Raw genomic sequence first — 22,207 nt, 5'->3', positions numbered from 1 at the left:
CACTGAAACGTAATTCTAGGCGCAGAGATTGCTTATATTTTTGACAATGCCGCATTACTGCGATGCATTGCAGCCCGCCACAAGCCCCCCAAATGGCCCTCAGTCTTATATAAGATACAATTATTGTGCACCGCAGCAAATCTACCCAACCTGTGCCATTGGCGCTATCATTCCAGCACAAAGTGCCGCCCAAACCAGCTTACCCGCCCGGTTTTTGCACTGCACACAACCCCCTCTGAAAAGCCCCACCGATGGTTTCCACCTCCGCCAAAGAAGTCTTTATCCAGGGTGTCACCAACGACGGAAGAGCCTTCCGCCCGAGTGACTGGGCCGAGCGTTTGGCAGGTGTTTTGAGCCAGTTTCGCCCCGGCGGCGCACAGCCCGGCAGCCACCTGAGCTATTCCCCCTGGTGCGTGCCCACCACCATCAATGGAACCAAGGTGGTGATCTTGCACAGCGACCTGCGCGAGTACGACGTGATGGCCTGGGACTTCGCCATCAACTTTGCGCGTGACAACGGTTTACAGGTCGTAGAGGCCTGCCTGATTCCCGAGTAAGTTTCTAGGCCAGCCGGAACGCCGCCACCGTATCCACCAGTTGCTGTGCCTGCTGCGTCAGGCTGGCGGCAGCGGCGGCACTTTCCTCCACCAGCGCAGCGTTTTGCTGGGTCGCCTGGTCCATTTGCGACACCGCCTGCCCCACCTCGTTGACACCCGCGCTTTGCTCGGCACTGGCGGCGCTGATTTGGGTGACGATGGCCGCCACGCGCCGAATGGCCCCCACGATCTCGTCCATGGTTTGCCCGGCCTGCCCTACTTGCAGCGTGCCCTGGTCTACCCGTTCCACGCTGGTGGAAATCAGCACCTTGATCTCGCGTGCGGCCTCGGCGCTGCGCTGGGCCAGGTTGCGCACCTCGCTGGCCACCACCGCAAACCCCCGACCCTGCTCCCCGGCGCGCGCCGCCTCGACCGCGGCGTTAAGGGCCAAAATATTGGTCTGGAAAGCGATGCCGTCGATCACGCCGATGATGTCGGCAATTTTCTTGGCGCTGTCGTTGATGCCAGTCATGGTCTGCACCACCTGGCCCATCATTTCACCACCCTTGACGGCCACAGTGGTCGCACCCAGCGCCAGCTTGTTGGCCTGCTGGGCGTTGTCGGCGTTGTTGCGCACATTGCTGCCCAACTGCTCCATGGTGGCCGCCGTTTGCTGCAGGGCGCTGGCCTGCTGCTCGGTGCGGTTGGACAAATCCTGGTTGCCCTGCGATATCTGGGCACTGGCGTTGGCCACCTCGTCGGCATTGGTTTTGACATCGCGCACGATGCCCGCAAAATTGTTCTGCATATGGGCCATGGACTGCAGCAACTGCATGGTCTCAAAGTTGCCTGCAGGCTGGATGGCGGCGGCTAGATCGCCCTGGGCCAACCGGTCCGCCACCCCTACGACGTAGGCAATGGGCTGGGTCATGCTGCGGGCCAGCCACAGGGCTGAGGCCATCATCACCACGCAGGCCAGCACCAGCGATGCGCCGATGGTGATACGCGTGGTTTCCACATGCTGCTTGGCCTGCGCATTCAAAGCCGCACCGTTGCGCTGGATGGTGTCCGACAAGCCCTCCATTTCTTTTTCCAGTTCGGAAAATGCCCCTTGCAATGCGGGCACGGCGGCCTGGGCGGCCTGCACGTCGGAGCCCGATGCGCTCACCACCAGGGCCGCAGAGGCAATGTACTTTTGCACCAGCGGCCGCACTTTGGACAGTGCAGCAGTGCTCTCCGATGTGAGCGGCATGGCTTGCAATTCTGTCAGGGCTTTGTTGAAGGTTTCGGCGTGCTCCTTCAGGTCTTTGTCGGCCTCAGTGATCTGGGCCGGGTTTTTCTCCATCGCCCCCAGAATGGCCAACTGGGCATCGCCGCGCACGGCGTCATGCATCATGTCGGCCTCTTGGCTGGTCTGCAGCGCCACGCTGGCCTGAATGGCATCGTCCAGCGCGCCGCCCATCCGCGACGACGCGTACAGGCCAATACCGCCGGTCCAAGCCGCCAGCAGCGTCCCGGCCAAACCAAAGCCAATGATCTGGGTGCGCAATTTCATGGATGTATTCCTCTTTGCCAGGTGGCAAACGAAAGACGGCAAATCGACCCGCGCCATAAATTGCCACGCATGTAGAAGCATCCTGATACACACCAGCCGGTCTAGCTACACTTTATGGTGCAGAAGAAGCAAAAAATCCAAGATTTCTGTATACAGCTAGGCATGCACCAAAACGGGTTTCCCCCTAGTACGGATGTCAGCTTTGCGACTAAATTTCACGGCGTTGTCACCGTTCTCCCCTAGCATCCCTGCTTTTCTCTTTCATCAGGACCCTGCATGCACATTTCCCGCTTGGCATTGGCCGTGGCCACCGCCGTACTCACGCTCTCCACTGCGCAAGCGCAGACCGAGATCCAATGGTGGCATTCGATGAACTCGGTCAATGGCGAGTGGGTCAACGACCTGGCCAAAGACTTCAACGCCAGCCAGAAAGACTACAAAATTGTGCCCACCTACAAGGGCCAGTACGACGAGTCCATGACGGCCGCCATCGCCGCCTTCCGCGCGGGCAATGCGCCGCACATCCTGCAGGTGTTTGAAGTCGGCACGGCCACCATGATGGCCAGCAAAAAAGCCATTGTTCCGGTCGGCCAGATGATGAAAGACGCTGGCGAGAAGTTCGACCCCAGCGCCTACATTCCGGCCGTGGCTAGCTACTACACTGCCGCCAATGGCCAGATGATGAGCTTCCCGTTCAACAGCTCGACCACGGTTTTCTACTACAACAAAGATGCCTTCAAAGCCGCCGGGCTAGACCCCAACAAGGCCCCCGGCACCTGGCCCGAAGTGGCCCTGGCCGCCGCCAAGCTCAAGGCCAGCGGCCACAAATGCCCGATGTCCATCGCCTGGCAGGGCTGGACCCAGCTGGAGAGCTTTTCCACCTGGCACAACGTCGAATTTGCCACCAAGGCCAACGGCCTGGGCGGCATGGATGCGCGCATGAAGATCAACTCGCCGCTGCACGTGCGCCATATTGAAAACCTGGGCAATATGGCTAAGCAGGGCCTGTTCATCTACAAGGGCCGCGGCAACATCCCCGAGGCCAGCTTTGTGTCGGGCGAATGCGCCATGATGACCACCTCCAGCGGGTTCTACGGCAACGTCAAGAAGAACGCCAAGTTCGCCTTCGGTCTGGCCCCCCTGCCCTACTACCCCGATGTGCCCGGTGCACCGCAAAACACCGTTATCGGCGGTGCCAGTTTGTGGGTTTTGGCCGGTAAAAAGCCCGCCGAATACAAAGGTGTGGCCAAGTTCTTCAGCTACATCTCCAGCCCCGAAGTGCAGTCAGCCAGCCACAAGCGCACCGGCTACCTGCCCGTCACCACGGCATCCTTCGTGCTCACCGACAAGTCCGGCTTCTACAAGGAAAACCCCGGTACCGACGTAGCCCCGAACCAGATGATCCGCAAGACCACCACCAACTCGCGCGGCATCCGCCTGGGCAACTACCTGCAGGTGCGGGCGATTGAGGACGAAGAGCTGGAACAGGTCTGGGCCGGCAAAAAGACCGCCAAGGAAGCCCTGGACAGCATCGTGCTGCGCGGTAACGAACAGCTAGAACGCTTCGAAAAAGCAAATAAGGGTAGCTAACCGCCGGTATGGAAAAACGCGTCGTATTCAAATCCAGCTGGCTGCCCTGGGCGCTCATCACGCCGCAGCTCATCGTCATCATCGTGTTCTTCTTCTGGCCTGCGGGCCAGGCAATGCTGCAGTCGCTGCAGCAGTCGGACGCGTTTGGCACCTCGGTGGACTGGGTGGGGCTGGAGAACTTCCGCAACCTGTGGAACGATGCGAGCTACCTGGCCTCGTTCAAAACCACCGCGGTTTTCTCGGTGTTGGTGGCGGGCTTGGGCATTGGCATGTCGCTGGTGCTGGCGGTGTTTGCGGACCGGGTCATCAAGGGCAGCAGCATTTACAAAACCTTGCTGATCTGGCCGTATGCCGTGGCACCGGCGGTGGCGGGCGTGCTGTGGCTGTTCATGTTCTCGCCCAGCATCGGCATCGTGGCCTACTGGCTGGGCCTGTTGGGGCTGGACTGGAACCACCTGCTCAACAGCACCCACGCCATGGCCTTGGTAGTGGGCGCAGCGGTGTGGAAGCAGCTGTCGTACAACTTTTTGTTTTTTCTGGCGGGTCTGCAAAGTATCCCCAAATCATTGATCGAGGCCGCCGCCATGGACGGCGCCCGGCCGTGGCGGCGCTTCTGGACCATCCAGTTTCCGCTGCTCACGCCCACCAGTTTCTTTCTGCTGGTGATCAACATCGTCTACGCGTTTTTTGACACCTTCGCCATCATCGACTCGACCACCCAGGGCGGGCCGGGCAAAGACACGGCCATCCTGGTCTACAAGGTGTACTACGACGGTTTCAAGGCCATGGACCTGGGCGGCTCGGCGGCCCAGTCGGTGGTGCTGATGGTGATCGTGGTGGCTCTCACCGTGGTGCAGTTCAAGTTTGTCGAAAAGAAAGTGAATTACTAATGGACGGCTTTTATGGTTGAGCGCCGCACCACGGGGGGCATCCTGGCCCATGTGATTCTGATCTTGGGCGTGCTGGTGGTGGCCTTTCCGGTCTACGTCACCTTTGTGGCCTCGACCCACACGGCGCTGGAGATGGTGCAGCGCCCCATTCCCATGCTGCCCGGCGCGCACTTCGTCGACAACTACCTGACGGTGCTGCGCGGCACGGGCTCCAGTGGCGGCTCGAACGCGGCGGTGGGCCAGATGATGGTGGTCAGCCTGGTTACCGCGCTGATCATCGCTTTCGGCAAGATCGCCATCTCGCTGCTGTCGGCCTTTGCGCTGGTGTACTTTCGGTTTCCGTTCAAGCAGTTCTTCTTCTGGGCGATTTTCGTCACGCTGATGTTGCCGGTCGAGGTGCGTATTGGCCCCACGTACAAAGTGGTGGCCGACCTGGGCATGCTCAACAGCTACGCGGGCCTGACGATTCCGCTCATCGCCTCGGCCACTGCCACCTTCTTGTTCCGGCAGTTCTTCATGAGCGTGCCGGATGAGCTGGTGGAAGCCGCGCGCATGGACGGCGCAGGCCCGATGCGCTTTTTCAAAGACATCCTGCTGCCGCTGTCTACCACCAGCATGGCCACCCTGTTCGTGATCCAGTTCATCTACGGCTGGAACCAGTACCTGTGGCCGCTGCTGGTCACCACCAACGAAGACATGTACCCGGTGGTCATCGGCATCAAACGCATGATCTCCGGCGGCGACGGCCAGACCGAATGGAACCTGGTGATGGCTACCGCCATCCTGGCCATGCTGCCACCCGCGCTGGTGGTGATGCTGATGCAGAAGTGGTTCGTCAAGGGCCTCGTGGATACTGAAAAGTAAGCCACTCCCCCGGCGCGCATGTCCGTCGGAAATTTATAAAAAAAATGGCTCTAGCGCAGGCAGTACCTGCGCTAGCAGCCATATATCTAATAGCAGAACACTTTATGGCCGCCATCTCCCTCACCAACGTCATCAAGCGCTACGGCAAAGGCGCCAGCGCCAACCAGGTTATCCACGGGGTGAATGCCGAAATAGCCGATGGCGAATTCATCGTCATCGTCGGCCCCTCGGGCTGCGGCAAATCCACGCTCTTGCGCATGGTGGCCGGTCTGGAAGAAGTCAGCGACGGCACCATCCGCATCGGCGGGCGTGTCGTCAACGACCTAGAGCCGTCGGAGCGCGACATCGCCATGGTGTTCCAGAACTATGCGCTCTACCCGCACATGAGCGTGTTCGACAACATGGCCTACGGCCTGAAGATCGCCAAGGTGCCGGTGGACGAGATCAAAACCCGCGTCGACAAGGCCGCCAAGATCCTGGAGCTGGGCCAATACCTCACCCGCAAGCCGCGCGAGCTCTCCGGTGGCCAGCGCCAGCGTGTGGCCATGGGCCGCGCCATCGTGCGCCAGCCACAGGTTTTTTTGTTCGACGAACCGCTGAGCAACCTGGACGCCAAGCTGCGCGCCCAAACCCGGCTGGAAATCCAGAAGCTGCACCGCGAACTCGGTATCACCTCGCTCTTCGTCACCCACGACCAGGTCGAGGCCATGACGCTGGCGCAGCGCATGGTGGTGATGAACGGCGGCGTGATGGAGCAATTTGGCACGCCTGAACAGGTCTACACCCAGCCCGCCAGCACCTTTGTGGCCAGCTTTATCGGCAGCCCGCCCATGAACCTGCTCAAAAGCGCGCCCAACACCGCCCTGGGCGGCCCGGCTAACGCTATCCTGGGTATCCGCCCCGAGCACCTGCACCTCAGCGAAACGGGTTGGAGCTTGGTCGTTGAAACTACCGAAATGCTGGGTGCCGAACGCCTGATTTATGCCCGACTGGGTGAGGAGCTGCTGATCATCCGTACCGACGAGAGCACCGCCGCCCCCGCCATCTGCAGCACCATCCACGCCACGCCGCGGGCGGACCGTTTGCACTGGTTTAATAGCGACACTGGAAAACGTATTTAAGACCCTTTCACCATGCACGTCACCGCCCCTGTCACCGCGCTCAATTGGCCCTACCCCCGCTGGATCGCCCACCGCGGCGCGGGCAAACTGGCCCCTGAAAACACCCTCGCCGCCTTCCGGCTGGGCGCGCAGCACGGCTACCGCATGTTCGAGTGCGACGTGAAGCTCAGCGCCGACGGCGTGCCCTTTCTGCTGCACGACGACACCCTGGAGCGCACCAGCACCGGCCATGGCATCGCAGGCGAGCAGCCCTGGAGCGCGCTGGCACAGCTTGACGCAGGCAGCTGGCATTCGCGCAGTCAGGCGGGCGAGCCGATTCCCACACTGGACAACATCGCCGCGTTTTGCCAGCGCAACAGCCTGTTTTTGAACATCGAGATCAAACCCTCGCCCGACACCGACCGCCTGACCGGCGAAAAAGTAGCCGATGCCGCCGCCCGCCTCTGGCAGGGCCAGGCGGTGCCGCCGCTGCTGACATCCTTCAGCGTGGCATCGCTGGAAGGTGCCCAGGCGGCCCAACCCGGCCTGCCCCGGGGCTTGCTGCTCGAAAGCCTGTGGGATGGCTGGCTGCAGGCCGCACAGCGCCTGGGCTGCATCGCCATCGTCTGCGACCACACGCTGTGGACGGCCGACAGCGTGGCCCAGGTAAAAGCCGCCAGGCTGCGCAGCGCCAGCTACACGGTGAACGACGCAGCCTCGGCACAGCGCTTGGCCGCGCTGGGCACCGATGGCATCATCACCGACCGGATTGATCTATTTGCCCCGGCAGCTTGATGGTGGACCGAGGTTCGCGCACTTCTTGCTAGCACCGGCGCCACATGTCCAGCCGCTCTACCACCCGCCCCATTGACCCGGAATTGACACCCCTGCGCCAGAGTTGTTCACGCGCCGTGGCGCGCTGGGGCGTGTAGCGCACCACACTGGGGATGAGCGCGGTGGTATCGCTGCTGTCGCTGGGGCTGACCTATGGCTACATCCGCGCGCTGGGGTATGACACCATGGGCGAGGCGTTTTTTATTTCGCTGCTGGTGCCGCTGCCGATGACCTTGATCACCGGCTGGGCGATTTTTTCGCTGATCGTGGCGCTGGAGCAGGCCCGGCATGTGGCCCATGTGCAGTCCATCACCGACAGCCTGACCGGCCTGGCCAATCGCCGCCATTTCGTCCAAACGGCCCAGCGCGCAGTCGACCTGGCCCTGCGCCACCGCTTGCCGCTGGCCTTACTGATCCTGGACATCGACCACTTCAAGCGCGTCAACGACACCCACGGCCACGACGCGGGCGACAAGGTGCTGGTGGAAGTGGCCCGCCGCTGCGCCCAGTACCTGCGCACTACCGACCTGCTGGCCCGCTGGGGTGGCGAAGAATTTGTGGTGTTGCTGCCCAATACCCCGCTGGAGCACGCCCGCCAACTGGCCGAGCGCATGCGCGAAGCCGTGGCTTTTTCAGCCCAGCTCTATGCACCCTCTGATGCCGTGCGCGTCACCATCAGCGTGGGCGCGGCGGGCATGGCCGAAGGCGAACCCATGACCCTGGATGCCCTGGTACAGGCCGCCGACCACGCCCTGTATGACGCCAAGCGCGCGGGCCGCAACCAGGTGTCGCTGGCGACCGGTCATGGTGGCCACAGCGGCCTATCGCGTTTTGGGTCGCTACTGGCGACTTAGCAGCCACTGGCTGGTGGCGCAGGCCAGCACCAAGGCGGCGTAGGTGGCCATCTTGCCGTCGTGGCCAAAGAACCACAGCCCGCCCAGCAGCACCAGCAGGCACACTACAAAATTGATAGCTGCTTGTGCATACCAATGCTGCGTAAGCGGCCTGTTTTTCATAAATATACTGGCGGCCAACGCCGTTAACATGCCCACCACCAGTGCCGGTGCGGCGAAATTCAGCAGGTGAAAAATTGAATCTATAGGTCCCATAGCTGCAATTTTGAGGCTTTGGCGGGGTGTGGGGAATTTAGCCTCCTACAAATTTTATAATCTGAGGATGGCAGTTTGGGCATTAGGCATTAACCACACCACCGCACCTCTGGATTTGCGCGGTCGGTTTGCGTTCGCCTTGGACCAAATCGCCCCCACGCTGCACGGCCTGCGCGCTGCGCTGCAAGGCCCCGAGGCGGCCATCATCTCCACCTGCAACCGCACCGAAGTCTATTGCGCAGGCGACCAGCAGGCACTGGAGCACACGGTGGACTGGCTGGCCCACACCGGCGGTGTCTCGCCCGCGCTCTTGCGCTCCCACTCCTACACCCTGCAAGACGGCCCGGTGGCCCGGCATGCCTTCCGCGTGGCCAGCGGGCTGGACTCCATGGTCTTGGGCGAGCCGCAGATTCTGGGCCAGATGAAGGATGCGATCCGCGTGGCCGAGCAGGCCGGGGCCCTGGGCAGTACGCTGAACCAGTTGTTCCAGCGCTCGTTTGCCGTGGCCAAAGAGGTGCGCACCTCCACCGAAATCGGCGCACATTCCATCAGCATGGCCGCCGCGGCAGTGCGCCTGGCCGGCCAGTTGTTTGAAGATTTGACCAAAGTGCGCGTGCTGTTTGTCGGCGCGGGCGAGATGATCGAGCTGGCCGCCACCCACTTTGCCGCCAAAAACCCCAAATCCATCGCCATCGCCAACCGCACCCTGGAGCGCGGCGAAAAGCTCGCCACCCGTTTCGGCGGCGAGGTGATGCGTCTGGCCGACCTGCCCAGCCGCCTGCACGAATTCGACGCGGTGGTCAGCTGCACCGCTAGCACCCTGCCCATCATCGGCCTGGGCGCGGTAGAGCGCGCCCTGAAGCTGCGCAAGCACCGCCCGATGTTCATGGTCGATCTGGCTGTGCCGCGCGACATCGAGCCCGAAGTCAAGGCGCTGGAAGACGTGTACCTGTACACCGTGGACGACCTGGCCCACGTGGTGCAAAGCGGCCAGGCGAACCGCCAGGCCGCAGTGGCGCAGGCCGAAGTCATCATCGACGCAGGCGTGCAAAGCTTTTTACACTGGATGGACCAACGCGACCCGGTGCACGGCGTAGTGCCGCTGATCCAGCAGCTCAACGCACAGGCCGACGAATGGCGCGCCATCGAGTTGGCCCGCGCCCGCCGTCTGCTGGCCAAGGGCGACGACATCGAAGCCGTGCTGGAGATGCTAAGCAAGGGCCTGACGCAAAAAATGCTGCACGGTGCCATGGCCGAGTTGCGCGCAGGCGATGCCGACAGCCGTGAACCCACGGTACAGGCCATCCACAAACTGTTTTTGCGCAAAGAGCGTTAGCGACGCTGCTCACCCCTGTGCCAGGCCCCAAGGGCCTTCGTCCCGCCTTGGGACCGTTATTGATTTGAATTGCCACCCATGAAACCTTTCTTACGCCAACAGCTTGAGCGCTACGTCTTTCGCCTTGCAGAACTCGACTTTTTGCTGTCCCGCGAGGACATCATGGGCGACATGAAGCAGTTTTTGGCGCTCTCGCGCGAGCATTCCGATGTGGGCCAGGTGGCCAGCCGCTTTGTGCGCTTCACCCAGCGCGAGGCCGATCTGGCCGCGGCGCATGCCCTGAAAAGCGATCCGGAAATGGCCGAAATGGCCGAGGAAGAAATCACCTCCGCCGAAGCCGAGCTGGAAAAGCTCGAAGCCGAACTGCAGCGCATGCTGCTGCCCAAAGACCCGGACGACGCACGCAACGCCTTCATGGAAATCCGTGCCGGCACTGGCGGCGACGAATCCGCCCTGTTCGCCGGGGACCTGCTGCGCATGTACACCCGCTATGCCGAACGCAAAGGCTGGAAGAGCGAGATCGTGAGCGAGTCGCAGAGTGAACTGGGCGGCTACAAGGAAGTGGTGCTGCGCATCGAGGGCGAGAACATTTACGGCCAGCTCAAGTTCGAGTCCGGCGGCCACCGGGTGCAGCGCGTGCCCGCCACCGAAACCCAAGGCCGCATCCACACCAGCGCCTGCACGGTGGCGGTGCTGGCCGAGCCCGACGAAGCCGTGGCCATCAAGATCAACCCGGCCGACCTGCGCATCGACACCTACCGCGCCAGCGGCGCCGGTGGCCAGCACATCAACAAAACCGACTCTGCAGTGCGTATTACCCACATACCCACCGGCATTGTTGCCGAGTGCCAGGACGGCCGCAGCCAGCACAGCAACAAGGCCCAGGCGCTGAAAGTGCTGACCGCCCGCATCCACGAAAAAGACCGCTCTGAGCGCGCCGCCAAGGATGCCGCCGAGCGCAAGGGCCTGATCGGCAGCGGCGACCGCAGCGACCGCATCCGCACCTACAACTTCCCGCAGGGCCGCTGGACCGACCACCGCATCAACCTCACGCTCTACAAGCTGCTGTTCATCATGGAAGGTGACCTCAGCGAACCTATGGAAGCCCTGCGTGCCGCCCACGAGGCCGAACAACTGGCCGAACTCGAAGTCAACGTATAAAAGGAACCCCATGGCACGCTCCATCAACAAAGGCCCCAAGCCCAAAGCCGGCTACGGCCAAGTGTCCAGCAAGTCCCTCAAGGAGGCGAAGGAAAAAACCGCCAAGCGCATGGCCCCACGCCCCGTGCACCCCGGCCTGGGCAAACAAGCACGCGCTGCGGCCCGTCCCATCGCATCGGTGTACAGCGATGAGGCCAGCACCTTGCAAGTGGCCCTGTTGGGCGCGCAAAAGCACGGCATCGACAAGCTGGATGCCCGCATGCTGCTGCTGCACGCCCTGGGTAAAAACCCGCTGGATGCCGCCTGGCTGCTGGCCCATGGACAGGATGCCCTGAAGCCGGTGCAGGCCGAAGCCTTTGGCACCGCCTGCACCCGCCGCCGTGGCGGTGAGCCCGTGGCCTACATCACCGGCCAGCGCGAGTTCTACGGCCTGGACCTGCGGGTCGATGCCCGCGTGCTCGACCCCCGGCCCGATACCGAAACCCTGGTGGACTGGGCGCTGGAACTATTGGCGGGAAAAACGGCCCCGCAGGTGATCGACCTCGGCACCGGCAGCGGAGCCATCGCCCTGGCCCTCCAGAAGGCCCGGCCCGACGCACAGGTCACCGCGGTCGACAACAGCGCCGATGCACTCGCCGTAGCCAAAGCCAATGCGGCACGGCTAGCGCTGCCGGTAGCCTTCCTCCAAAGCTCGTGGCTGGCAGAGGTGGCTGGCACATTCGACCTGGTCGTCTCTAACCCGCCCTACATCACCGATGCTGACCCGCATCTGCCCGCCCTGGCTTTCGAGCCGCGCAGCGCGCTGACCGCAGGCCCCGACGGGCTGGACGACATCCGCCAGATCGTTGCCCAAGCCCCGGCGCATCTGCGGCCCCAAGGCTGGTTGCTGCTGGAGCATGGCTACGACCAAGCCCCGGCGGTGATGGCGCTCCTGGAGCAGGCCGGCTTTACGCAGGTGCAATCCCGGCCCGACTTGGCCGGTATCGCACGCTGCACCGGCGGACAAGTAAATTAAGTATGTTTTAGGCCTCTAGCGCATATAGCACATACGTATAAAGCTATTAAATTAATAGCACCTTACAAACTGTGCGTCCTTAGCCTAAACGGGGACACAACACCGCCCGCCTCCTGCCACGGCGAGCTAAGTGAAATAATAGTGGTTTGATTTTCAAGGAGTCTTTTGATGAGCGACACACAACAACGCATTGATGCACTGGTCAAATCCAACGACGTGGTGCTGTTTATGAAAGGCAATGCCAGCTTCCCCCAGTGCGGCTTTTCCGGCCGCGCCATCCAGTTGCTCAAGGCTTGCGGCGTGGACACCAAGACCGTCAAAACCGTCAACGTGCTGGAAGACGACGAAGTGCGCCAGGGCATCAAGGAATACAGCCAGTGGCCCACCATTCCACAGCTCTACGTGAAGGGCGAGTTCGTAGGCGGCTCAGACATCATGATGGAAATGTACGAATCCGGCGAACTGCACCAGGTGCTGGGCTCCACACCCGCCTGATACCCAACCGGCAACGCACGGTTTTGTGCGTCGCGCCCTGTGGTGGCATGTCCACAACGCGCAAATAGGCGGAACAAGCGGCACTATTGCGCATCTTGGACTCTGGTACGCTGGCATGGCTTATGCTGAAATGAAGCTGTGTCTGTAACCAGGAGTAATCGATGGAATCTCGCAGCCTCGTTCCTCATGCATCCTCGTTCCAACTGCCCGTAGCCAGCGTGCGCAGTGTGTTCCAGCCCCACGATGTGGAGCGCAAACTCGCCAAACTGCCCAGCCGAGAGCACGAAAACCTGCGCAGCACCTACGAGCGCATGCTGGAGCGCGGCCCTGACCGCTTCCAGGTCAAACCCTCGGGTATCCCTGAGATGTCGGCCTTGTACCAAGCCCTGCCCAACTTCACCGAAGTACTAGACGACGTGAAACGCCACGTCGCCATGAGCCAGGACAGCCGCGACGGCCTGGAAGTCACCCCCATCCTGCTGTTGGGCCTACCCGGCATCGGCAAAACCCATTTCGCCAAGAAGCTGGCTGACCTGCTGGGTACCGGCATGAGCCTGGTCCCCATGAGCTCCATGACCGCAGGCTGGCTGGTATCAGGCTCATCTTCGCAATGGAAAGGTGCCAAGCCCGGCAAGGTGTTTGAAGCGCTGATCGACGGCGAATACGCTAACCCAGTCATCGTGGTGGACGAGATCGACAAAGCCAGCGCTGATGCCCAGTACGACCCGCTGGGCGCCCTGTACAGCCTGCTGGAGCAGGATACGGCCCAGAACTTTATGGACGAGTTTGCCGAAGTCGCCATCGATGCCAGCCAGGTGATCTGGATCACCACAGCGAACGACCCGCGTGGTATCCCCGAGCCGATTCTGAACCGCATGAACGTGTTTGAAATCGAGCCGCCCTCCCCCGAGGCTGCGCGCCAGATTGCCCGCAACCTCTACCAGTCCATCCGGGCCGAACACGGCTGGGGCGAGCGCTTTGAACCCGATCCACACAGTGATTTACAAGATGCCTTGGCCGAAATGGCCCCACGTGAAATGCGCAGGGCATTGATGACCAGTTTTGGCAATGCCCGACTGGATGGCCGCGATACCGTGCGGGTAGAAGACCTACCCAAAGCCAGCCAACACAAAGGCCGCATGGGCTTCATGCAGTAAGGTCGAAAGGCAAGGGTCTCAGTTGGCCTTTTGCCGCTGCACCAGTTGCTGGATGTAATTGGAAGGAATAGCGTAAGAAATACCGGAGGGTTGGCTGATGGCTGACTCTTTGGTGCTCTTCACGAACACCATATTCACAATGCCCACCACCTCACCGGATTCGACATCAAACAAAGGCCCACCGCTGTTGCCCGGATAGGCGGTGCCATCGAGTTGAAAAATGTCGAAACTGCCATCCCGAATGCTGCGAATCGACTTTTCCGTCAGCAACTGCCCGGTGGCCGCAGGCAGAACAATTGGGGTAATGGACGAAATCATTGCGCGGTGCGTCACTGGCGAAAAACCGAGCGCGCCACCAATCGGAAAACCCATCAGCGCGACCGATTGCCCTTCACGCACGGTATTGGAGTCACGCAAGGCCAGAAAAGGCACGGGCTCCCCCGCAAAACGAAGCAGTGCCAAGTCGTGTAAACGGTCCTGCTCCAGTACCGTGGCCTGCCGCATCTGCAACTCGCCTTTCGGGCCACGCACCTGCACCACCAAATCAAAGCCAGTACTGTCTTCAGAAGGACCAAACAAAACATGGGCGTTGGTGACACCCATGTTACCGCCAATAGCCACAAAACCCGACCCACGCAAGGCAAACCGGGGGCTATTGGTGCTTTTGTAATAACCCACAATGAGAATCGAGGGCTTTACTTTAGAAATCGTGTCTGCAAGATCAGCATGTGCCAGATTACAGGGTGCAATAAATAACCCCAATAGACACAGCCATTGGATAGAGAACTTATTCACTACATCACCTCCCAATCATTGGCAATATATTTAAAATGCTACAAACTTTTTAATGCAGCATCGACTTCAGCATGTGCTGCAAACTTATCGCCCAATTTAGCCAATTCGGTCAATAACGGCTTCGCCTTACTCTTATCACCAGATTTTATATAAATTTTTGCCAAATTTAATTTAAACAAAAGATTTTCCGGCTGCAACGAAATGACTTTATTTTGCAACTCGATAGATTTAACGTAATCACCTTTATCAGCCAACAACGCAGCCAAGGTATCCATGAAGGCAGGTTGATTAGGTGCCAACATGTTGGCTTTTTCTGAATAAGCAATGGCACCGTCTTTTTTGAGCTGCCCCACTATCCAGGCCAGATTATTGTATGCAACAGCATTTTCCGGCTGGATTTGAATGATACTACCATAGAGCTTCTCGGCACCAATAAAGTCTTTTTTGACTAATGCTGTATCGGCTATATACGAAATAAATGAGATGTCTTTTGGATGTTCCTTCAGCCAAGCAGCCGAGAATTTATCTGCCTCGACTTTGTTGTTTTGAGCATTTAAAACTGAATATATTTTAGATGCCGGCTCAAGCGAAGTCGTCTGCTTCAGTCCCATGCGATAGGCAGCCAGAGCATCATCCCACTTCTTTTGCGCGACATTGACATCGCCCTCCAAAATATAGCCTACTACCTCTTTAGGCCTTTGTTTTTGTATAGAGCGCGTGATCTCAACCGCATTTTGGTATTTTTCAGAAGAAATATCCAAAAGAATTAAGTTTGTCTGCGCCTCCAGCAGATCAGGTTTTAATTCCAAAGCTTTATTGAGATTTTGCTCGGCAGCAACTGTATTTTTTGCAGCCAAATTAGCACTTGCCAGTCGCATCAAAGGTTGAACCGACTGGGGCTGCAAACTGACAAGCTTTGTATAAGAAGAAATAGCCTGATTAGTATCACCCATAGCCAACTGCGCACGCCCTAGTGCGTCCAAAACCTCTAGACTATTAGGCAGTACAGTCGCCGCACTTTGCGCCGCAGAGAAAGCAGATTTATTATCTTTGTTACGCAAATAAAAATCAACTAACAAAATTCGGGGCATTGCCTCCGATGGATTGGCTGTTATCGCCCTGTTAATAGACTCCGCAATCTCTTCTTTTGTGCCTCCTGTGCGGGCCTTTAATTCGGCCAAACCTAATAGGACTTGGTTATTTTTAGGCTCCTTCACCAATACATCTTCGAATCTTTTTTTCGCATCTTCCGGCTTTTTCTCAAAAACATCTAGCGCAGCGAGGCTTGAAATAGCTGGAAAATAAGTAGGATTTATAACCACCGCTTTTTCAAAATTCTTCCGCGCATTTACGAAATCATTTTTTGATATTTGAATTTTCCCACGAAGATTAAATACCAAAGGATTATCTGGCTGTTTCTTCTCCATGTCATCAATAGCTTTGAGTGCTTGATCAAACTCTTTTCGACGCAAATGGGCACTTATGAGCGCGAGATTTGCCGATATACCTTGGTCTGATGATGCAATATCGTCTAACTCATTGAAAGCAGATGCCGTATCACCACTGATCATATGAACTAAAGCCAATGACGTACGCTTTCTTCCATCTTTAGGATCCAGCTTTGATGCCTTTGAAAAATATTCACCTGCTTTTTTAACATCCCCATTTTGCAGAAAAACCTCGCCTGCAATCGAATACAAAGCCGTGTCTACAGGCTCCTGGACCAACCCAGGAGTCAAGGTTGCGAGCGCCTTGTCTGGTTGTCCCATACGCAAATAGGTCATTACTAGCAACCTACGGGCAACTGATAACCCAGGGTTTAAAGAAATAGCTTTACTAAGGTAAATTTCAGCCTGTATAAAAGAATTTAATTGAAATTCAATAAGTCCTGCAGACTGTAACCCAACCGGATTATCGGACGACATTTTAAGGAGTTGCTGGGCTAAAGTTCTCGCATTCAAAAAGTCCTTCTTTTGGTACGCCAACTGAACCTCAAAATACTTTGTTTGCGGACTTCTATCTGCAATTTTCTTTAAAGCGTCCAATTCTTTTTGGGCATCTTCCAACTTATTTTGCTGGAACAATATGGTCAATATTCCAGAATAACCTTGGATATAATCGCTTTTTACTTCGACAGATTTTTTATAAGACAGTAATGCGGCATCCAAATCTTTTTTTCCATATAAAAGAATGTCGCCCTTCATTTTTTGAGCATCAGGATTACTCGGATTTTTAGCAATCACCGTATCGATCAATGACAACGCTGCAGGAAAATCATTTTTGGCCGCAAAACTACGCGCCTTCATAATTAACGCATCGGCATTTTCCGGTTCATAAGAGAGCGCAGTAGTTAGTGCAGTCTGCGACAAATCTGCCATGTTTTGGCCTGCATAAGCTTTGCTTAAAGATATTTGCAGGCTTGCTTTAGAAGCGTTTGATTGCAATTCAACTTTTGAAAATTCATCCGTAATTTTCTTAAATTTTCCTTGCAAAAGCAACGATTGCACCATTTGTGGCACTAGCAGATCATCCGAATACTTCAAACGACGTGATTTATCGAACTCTATTTCTGCCGCTACCGGATCTCCACTATTTAACAATGCAGAGCCTAGTAAAAATCTGGCTTCTGGGAGATTGGGGTCGGCCTGCAATGCATTCTTTATCTGAATAATGGCATTTTTTTGATCATTTTTCGCCAAGCTTGTTTTAGCGGCCGCAATTAAAACTTCTGGCTTCTCATCGCCGCACCCAGACAAAATACCTGCAACAATAAGTGCTGGGGCCAGATTACGTATAAAAATATTTTTTTTCATTTATTTCTCAAAGTAAAAAATGGATTACTTTAAACCAAGGCGGTGCATCAAATCGTACAGCGTTGGGCGACTGACGCCCAGTAGCTCTGCAGCCTTGACGATATTTCCATTTACACGACCCAAGGCAGCGATGATGGCACTTTTTTCTGCAGCATCACGGACAGATCTTAAGTCCAATGATTTATCCGATATTTCTGACGATGGCGAATCCAAACCGACATCTTCTGGCAAAATTTGATTGCTATCGGACATAATAACGGCCCGTTTAATGCAATTTTCCAGCTCACGGATATTTCCTGGCCAGTTGTGATGTTCAATTAAACGCACACTTTCTTCGCTGAGATTCAAAGAGCCTCTATTTTGCTCTCGGGCAAAACGCCGCACGAACGCAAATGCCAGCAAGGCCGCATCTCCCTTACGTGCACGCAATGGTGGGATATTGATAACGATTTCTGCTAATCGGTAATACAAATCTTCGCGAAAACGGCTCTCTTTACTCAGCGCCTTCAAGTCTTGGTGGGTAGCGCAGACGATCCGTACATCTACTGGAATCTCTTGGCGCCCACCTACGCGTTCAATGGTGCGCTCTTGAATAAACCGAAGCAACTTTGCTTGCAGCGAAAAAGGCAAATCGCCAATTTCGTCAAGCATCAAGGTGCCGCCATTGGCGAGTTCAATCTTTCCGAGAGTCGTTTTAGCCGCTCCGGTGAATGCGCCTTTTTCGTACCCGAACAACTCGCTTTCCAATAAGTTTTCAGGGATGGCGGCGCAGTTAATTGCTACAAATTTCTCATTTTTACGTGAAGATGCTTGATGCAGTCCCCGTGCCAAAACCTCTTTACCGGTACCACTCTCGCCCAGAAGCATGACAGTGGCCGTGGTGTTAGCGACTTTTTCAATGGTTCGGCATACGCGCAGCATCTCGGGATCGCGGGTGATCAAGCCCGTCAATGCATCCGGCTGGTACATGGACTGCAGTCGCCGGTTTTCCTTTTGCAGCTCGAACATCCGGAAGGCACGTTCGATCGTCAGATTTAGCAGATCGGGCTCAAAAGGTTTTGCAAAAAAATCATAGGCTCCCAACGCCACTGCACGCAATGCGTTGGCTTGGTCGTTCTGCCCCGTCAGCACAATAACTTTGGTGTCTGGCTCAACGGTGAGAATTTGCTCCAGCAAGCGAAAACCTTCGGAAACCCCGTCTGCATCGGGTGGCAGGCCCAGATCCATGGTGACTACGGCCGGACTGTGTCGGCGCAGTTGCACCATGGCACTGTCGCGGTCCTGTGCGGTGACCGAGTCAAATTTGTCGACGGACCATTTGATTTGCTTTTGCAAAGCCAAATCATCTTCTACGATCAAAAGTGATCGCGCAGCATCAGAACTCATGATGTCCCCAATACGTGGAGATCTGAGTCCTGGTGGACCTCAAACAAAGGCAATAAAAGCGTCACCAGCGTTCCTTCGTTTAGCGCACTATTCACCAAAATCTTGCCTCCTAATTCCTGCACGTACTGAAAGCTTTCATAGGCACCGATGCCCATACCGGCTTGCTTGGTTGTTTGAAACGGTTTGAAAAGGCGTTCCTGGACAAATTCTTCGCTCATACCGTGCCCGGTATCACCGATCTCCACCCGGGCTTGTCCATTGAAACGGTCGAGCTTGAGCCATACGCGCCCAGAAGGATCGGTCGCGTCAAAGGCATTTTGCACAATGTGTCCGATGATCCGCTCAAGGCGCTCCTCATGGCCACGCGTGACAATTCTCTCAACCAGCGTCACGTCCAGGTGGCGGCCACGTTTGGATGCCACAAGCGAAATGCGTTGCACGATGGTTCCCAGATCCACCCCCACCGCCGTACCAGGAGGAGTTGCACCCTCTCGCAATTGCAGCATGAGCTGGCGCATTCTGTCTAACGAATTTTCCACAGTCATGAGCATGTCTTGTTGAAACTCTGGGTTGGCATGCAAGCGCTTGGCGTTTTTGAGCATCAGCGACAGCTGCGTCACGATGTTTTTAAGATCGTGCACGACAAAAGCTGACATGCGATTGAAAGCATCAAACTTGCGACCCTCCAGCAAGGCCTCTGTTGCCCGCATCTGCGCCAAATAGCTCGCCGCCTGGCGGCCAGCCGTTTTGAGCAAATCGTTCACCTCCCAGTTCACGTCGATATTGGTACGGGCGCGGGCCAAGACGACAAAACCGATCAACTCACCGCCCGCCGTCAGCGGCACAATCAACCAAGCCTGGATCACATCCTGCAGCCACAGGGGCAACGTGAGGTCGCCATACCGTTTAGAAAAGGAACGGTACTCCTCCAAATTGATCACCCAACCGCTGCGCACCAAGAATTGGCAGAACGAGGATTCCGCGTCCTCTTTGGCAGAGGTTGCCACCAGATTCCAGTGGGCCGTTTGGCGAAACACCGATTCACTGGTGCTTTTCATCCACAGTCCGCCACCTGGGCTGTCGAGCATGTCCGCCAGCGCCCGCACCACCTGTTGACCTGTGTCCTGTGGCGCGTGGTTACTGGACAGCGTCTGGGTGAACTTCAGCCACTCTTCGCGATAGTCATACCGGTAGCGGAAAAAATGCTTGCCCACCAAAACCCGTAGCTTGGCCCGGAAAGAGCCCGACAAGGCCAGCACCATCAGCGCAATCAAGGCCGAAAACACTACCCCCACCTGCAAAGCCCGTCCCCATTCACCACCAAAGTACCGTACGTAGTAACCCACGGCAGAAATGAAGATCAAATACGCACCGGCCACCAAGAGCGTTGCTGAATGGAAGGCGGCCTTTTGCGACACCCGGATACTGGAAATCCAGTCGTGGCGACGGGTCGTAGACAGCAGCAGCAGCAGCACCATCAGGGCATGCACGGCCCCGCGGATGCTCAGGGCATCGCTATCCAAGCGTTTGAACAACACCGCTTGCGAATACAGATACAGATCAAACAAGAACAGACCCGCTAACCCCAAGCTCAACGGCTTGACATTCCAGCGGGAGTCTTCAGTCACGTTGCGGTAAATCTGCTCCAACAGCACCAAGGCCAACACGGGTAAAGCCATGGCCCACATCAGCGCCATTTCCCCCAAATCACCAAAAACAAGCACACCAAACGGTGCCAGTATCTGCGTCCCCAGGCCCAAGCCCACCAAAACTGCGGCCATCAATGGCAGCCAGGCCATACCCGACGGTAGCCTCCCGTCGCGGCCAGAACGGCACAGGAGCAGCATGAACCCAAACCAACAGCCATAGCGCAATATGTCGGCCAGATTGCCCAGCAAGACCCACCATGGACTTATCACAGACAGCAGTTGGCACCCGCCCCACAGGGCAGAGAAAATAACGGCGAATAGCAGGTAGAGGGCGGATGGATTCCTGGGCGCGCGCGCAACCCCCATCGCCATCAACCGCAGTGCAAACCCGCCATACACCAATGCCACCAAGGCATAACCCACGGCCGTCAAGGTGAATGTTTCTTTATCCATGGGTTATACACAGCGTGCGGCACAGCCGCATGGCGCACTTCAGCGTGCACCCTTGGCCATCAGCACGACGCCAACAGTTTCAAACAAGATGATGATGTCTAAAAACAGTGAATGGTTTTTGACGTAGTACAAGTCGTACTGGAGCTTTTCTGCCGAATCTTCCAGCGTGGCACCGTAGTGGTAGCGAACTTGCGCCCAGCCCGTGACACCAGGTTTGACGCTTTGGCGCACCGCATAGTAGGGGATTTGGCGCGTCAACTGGTCGACAAAATAAGGCCGCTCAGGCCGTGGTCCCACCATGCTCATATCCCCGTTGAGGACACAAAACAACTGCGGCAATTCGTCAATACGCACTTTGCGGATGAACTTGCCGACCTTGGTGACCCGGTCATCCTGGGCAGCCGCCCAGCGTGGAGTTCCGTCTTTTTCAGCATCGGCGCGCATGCTGCGAAACTTCACCACATTGAACAGTCGGCCATTGAAACCGACCCGCTCCTGGCGGTAAAAAACCGGCCCCGGACTTTCCAGCACCACCAACAACATGGTGATGAGCATGATCGGCAGGCTGAGCAGAATCAACACCACAGCGCTACCGATATCAAACAAGCGCTTGACCGCAGTACGTACACCACCCTGGCTAAAACCATCGCCAAAAATCAGCCATCCGGCATTCACCGAATCCAGCCGGATCTGGCCCTTGGTTTTTTCAAAATGCGTGGCCACATCAACCACCCGCACGCCGTGCAGCTTGCAATCCAGTAATTCACGCAAAGGCATGCTGCCCCCGCGGCGCTCTACCAGTGCCACGACGATTTCATCCACTTCCAACTCCAAAGCCGTATCAGTCAAAGACTTGTGCTTGGACAAAATTCCCCAGGCCGACACCTCGGATTCGGCCTCGTTCGGGCTGGCGTAGTAACCTACAACATCCACATGGGGATCTTCGTTTTTGAGTGTTTTCCCCACCAGGGCCGCGCGGGGTCCGGTGCCGAACACCAGCACACGGTGGCGCATCATGGATTGCGGCATCGAATGGACCACATACACCCGGTGCAATATGACCACGACAAAACCTGCCATGGCCGCCATGGCCAGCGTCTCGCGGCTGGTAGAGCTTTGGGGGAACAACGAAAAAACGCCGTACGTCAGCGGCAATGCCAGCACCAAAGACAGGGCGGCGCGCGCGCGCGACTGGTTTAACGACCGGTTATGGATACGTTGGTAGAAGCCCAAAGCCGAGTTGATCACCAGCATGCCCAACGACAGCAAACTGGCATGTCCCAGCAAAGACACGACCGAGGTGAAATCTTCCCCCCTCCAGATCACCACAGCCAAAACGGCCAAGATCACCAGTCCCAGATCAAAAAAAACCTGCTGCAACGTGCGTCGGTGCAGGTAATGGTTAAATATTTTTATCAAGCCTGCCACCTATATGCTGCGATAACTCTGATACCCGGCCGATTAACCCC

The 22,207-nt window shown here is 57.2% G+C and carries 19 protein-coding genes; 12 read left to right on the top strand and 7 right to left on the bottom strand.

Annotated elements, in window-relative coordinates; genetic code table 11:
• Positions 1 to 251: 251 nt before the first annotated feature.
• Positions 252 to 557: a DUF3579 domain-containing protein gene (locus Q0T48_RS02650; protein ID WP_295952016.1), complete on the top strand. Its 306-nt coding sequence runs from the start codon at positions 252 to 254 to the stop codon at positions 555 to 557.
• A 4-nt stretch (positions 558 to 561) separates the two neighbouring features.
• Here the strand turns inward: Q0T48_RS02650 and Q0T48_RS02645 are convergent, their stop codons facing one another.
• On the bottom strand, positions 562 to 2,091 hold the full coding sequence (locus Q0T48_RS02645) for a methyl-accepting chemotaxis protein (protein WP_295952013.1): 1,530 nt from the start codon (positions 2,089 to 2,091) through the stop codon (positions 562 to 564).
• A 276-nt stretch (positions 2,092 to 2,367) separates the two neighbouring features.
• Here Q0T48_RS02645 and ugpB point away from each other — a divergent pair, with 276 nt between their 5' ends.
• From ugpB to Q0T48_RS02615, 6 genes are all read left to right on the top strand, one after another.
• A complete protein-coding gene (gene ugpB / locus Q0T48_RS02640; RefSeq protein WP_295952011.1) occupies positions 2,368 to 3,681 on the top strand; it encodes a sn-glycerol-3-phosphate ABC transporter substrate-binding protein UgpB in 1,314 nt (437 codons plus the stop codon).
• A gap of 8 nt (positions 3,682 to 3,689) precedes the next feature.
• Entirely contained in the window at positions 3,690 to 4,571 is an 882-nt protein-coding gene (gene ugpA, locus Q0T48_RS02635) for a sn-glycerol-3-phosphate ABC transporter permease UgpA (protein WP_295952008.1), read from the top strand.
• 12 nt (positions 4,572 to 4,583) lie between these two features.
• Positions 4,584 to 5,435: a sn-glycerol-3-phosphate ABC transporter permease UgpE gene (gene ugpE, locus Q0T48_RS02630; protein WP_295952005.1), complete on the top strand. Its 852-nt coding sequence runs from the start codon at positions 4,584 to 4,586 to the stop codon at positions 5,433 to 5,435.
• Positions 5,436 to 5,539: 104 nt separating this feature from the next.
• Positions 5,540 to 6,556, top strand: a complete 1,017-nt coding sequence (locus tag Q0T48_RS02625) for a sn-glycerol-3-phosphate import ATP-binding protein UgpC (RefSeq protein ID WP_295952002.1) — start codon at positions 5,540 to 5,542, stop codon at positions 6,554 to 6,556.
• A gap of 12 nt (positions 6,557 to 6,568) precedes the next feature.
• Positions 6,569 to 7,330, top strand: a complete 762-nt coding sequence (ugpQ, locus tag Q0T48_RS02620; RefSeq protein ID WP_295951999.1) for a glycerophosphodiester phosphodiesterase — start codon at positions 6,569 to 6,571, stop codon at positions 7,328 to 7,330.
• A gap of 152 nt (positions 7,331 to 7,482) precedes the next feature.
• The gene (locus Q0T48_RS02615; RefSeq protein ID WP_295951996.1) at positions 7,483 to 8,223 is read left to right on the top strand and encodes a GGDEF domain-containing protein; all 741 of its coding nucleotides are present in this window, start codon (positions 7,483 to 7,485) and stop codon (positions 8,221 to 8,223) included.
• On the opposite strand, the gene Q0T48_RS02610 is transcribed toward Q0T48_RS02615, so the two are convergent.
• Positions 8,209 to 8,385, bottom strand: a complete 177-nt coding sequence (locus Q0T48_RS02610) for a hypothetical protein (RefSeq protein WP_366887921.1) — start codon at positions 8,383 to 8,385, stop codon at positions 8,209 to 8,211. The two genes, Q0T48_RS02615 and Q0T48_RS02610, sit on opposite strands and share 15 nt — an antisense overlap.
• A gap of 160 nt (positions 8,386 to 8,545) precedes the next feature.
• Here Q0T48_RS02610 and hemA point away from each other — a divergent pair, with 160 nt between their 5' ends.
• The 5 genes from hemA (at position 8,546) to Q0T48_RS02585 (ending at position 13,642) form a co-directional block, all read left to right on the top strand.
• On the top strand, positions 8,546 to 9,814 hold the full coding sequence (gene hemA / locus Q0T48_RS02605; RefSeq protein WP_295951991.1) for a glutamyl-tRNA reductase: 1,269 nt from the start codon (positions 8,546 to 8,548) through the stop codon (positions 9,812 to 9,814).
• A gap of 78 nt (positions 9,815 to 9,892) precedes the next feature.
• A complete protein-coding gene (gene prfA / locus Q0T48_RS02600; RefSeq protein ID WP_295951987.1) occupies positions 9,893 to 10,975 on the top strand; it encodes a peptide chain release factor 1 in 1,083 nt (360 codons plus the stop codon).
• Between the two features lie 10 nt (positions 10,976 to 10,985).
• Positions 10,986 to 11,990, top strand: coding sequence for a peptide chain release factor N(5)-glutamine methyltransferase (gene prmC, locus Q0T48_RS02595; protein WP_295951985.1), 1,005 nt, complete (start codon positions 10,986 to 10,988; stop codon positions 11,988 to 11,990).
• A 168-nt stretch (positions 11,991 to 12,158) separates the two neighbouring features.
• Positions 12,159 to 12,485: a Grx4 family monothiol glutaredoxin gene (gene grxD / locus Q0T48_RS02590; RefSeq protein ID WP_295951982.1), complete on the top strand. Its 327-nt coding sequence runs from the start codon at positions 12,159 to 12,161 to the stop codon at positions 12,483 to 12,485.
• A 161-nt stretch (positions 12,486 to 12,646) separates the two neighbouring features.
• Positions 12,647 to 13,642 (top strand): AAA family ATPase, encoded by a 996-nt coding sequence (locus Q0T48_RS02585; RefSeq protein WP_295951979.1) that lies wholly within the window; start codon positions 12,647 to 12,649, stop codon positions 13,640 to 13,642.
• A gap of 18 nt (positions 13,643 to 13,660) precedes the next feature.
• Here Q0T48_RS02585 and Q0T48_RS02580 read toward each other — a convergent pair whose 3' ends face one another.
• From Q0T48_RS02580 to Q0T48_RS02560, 5 genes are read right to left on the bottom strand one after another with little or no spacing between them, the layout of a single operon-like run.
• Positions 13,661 to 14,437, bottom strand: a complete 777-nt coding sequence (locus Q0T48_RS02580) for a serine protease (RefSeq protein WP_295951975.1) — start codon at positions 14,435 to 14,437, stop codon at positions 13,661 to 13,663.
• A 38-nt stretch (positions 14,438 to 14,475) separates the two neighbouring features.
• A complete protein-coding gene (gene prsT / locus Q0T48_RS02575) occupies positions 14,476 to 17,250 on the bottom strand; it encodes an XrtA/PEP-CTERM system TPR-repeat protein PrsT (RefSeq protein WP_295951973.1) in 2,775 nt (924 codons plus the stop codon).
• Positions 17,251 to 17,274: 24 nt separating this feature from the next.
• Positions 17,275 to 18,636, bottom strand: a complete 1,362-nt coding sequence (gene prsR, locus Q0T48_RS02570) for a PEP-CTERM-box response regulator transcription factor (RefSeq protein WP_295951970.1) — start codon at positions 18,634 to 18,636, stop codon at positions 17,275 to 17,277.
• Complete coding sequence (gene prsK, locus Q0T48_RS02565; protein ID WP_295951967.1) at positions 18,633 to 20,738, bottom strand: XrtA/PEP-CTERM system histidine kinase PrsK; 2,106 nt, start codon at positions 20,736 to 20,738, stop codon at positions 18,633 to 18,635. Before prsK ends, prsR begins: the two co-directional genes overlap by 4 nt.
• A 39-nt stretch (positions 20,739 to 20,777) precedes the next feature.
• Positions 20,778 to 22,166, bottom strand: a complete 1,389-nt coding sequence (locus tag Q0T48_RS02560) for a TIGR03013 family XrtA/PEP-CTERM system glycosyltransferase (protein ID WP_295951964.1) — start codon at positions 22,164 to 22,166, stop codon at positions 20,778 to 20,780.
• Positions 22,167 to 22,207 lie beyond the last annotated feature (41 nt).

The organism is Rhodoferax sp. (genome assembly GCF_025354435.1).
GTDB lineage: Bacteria > Pseudomonadota > Gammaproteobacteria > Burkholderiales > Burkholderiaceae_C > Rhodoferax_B.
Note: the sequence above shows the minus strand (reverse complement) of the source record. Positions and strands in the feature narration are given on the sequence as shown.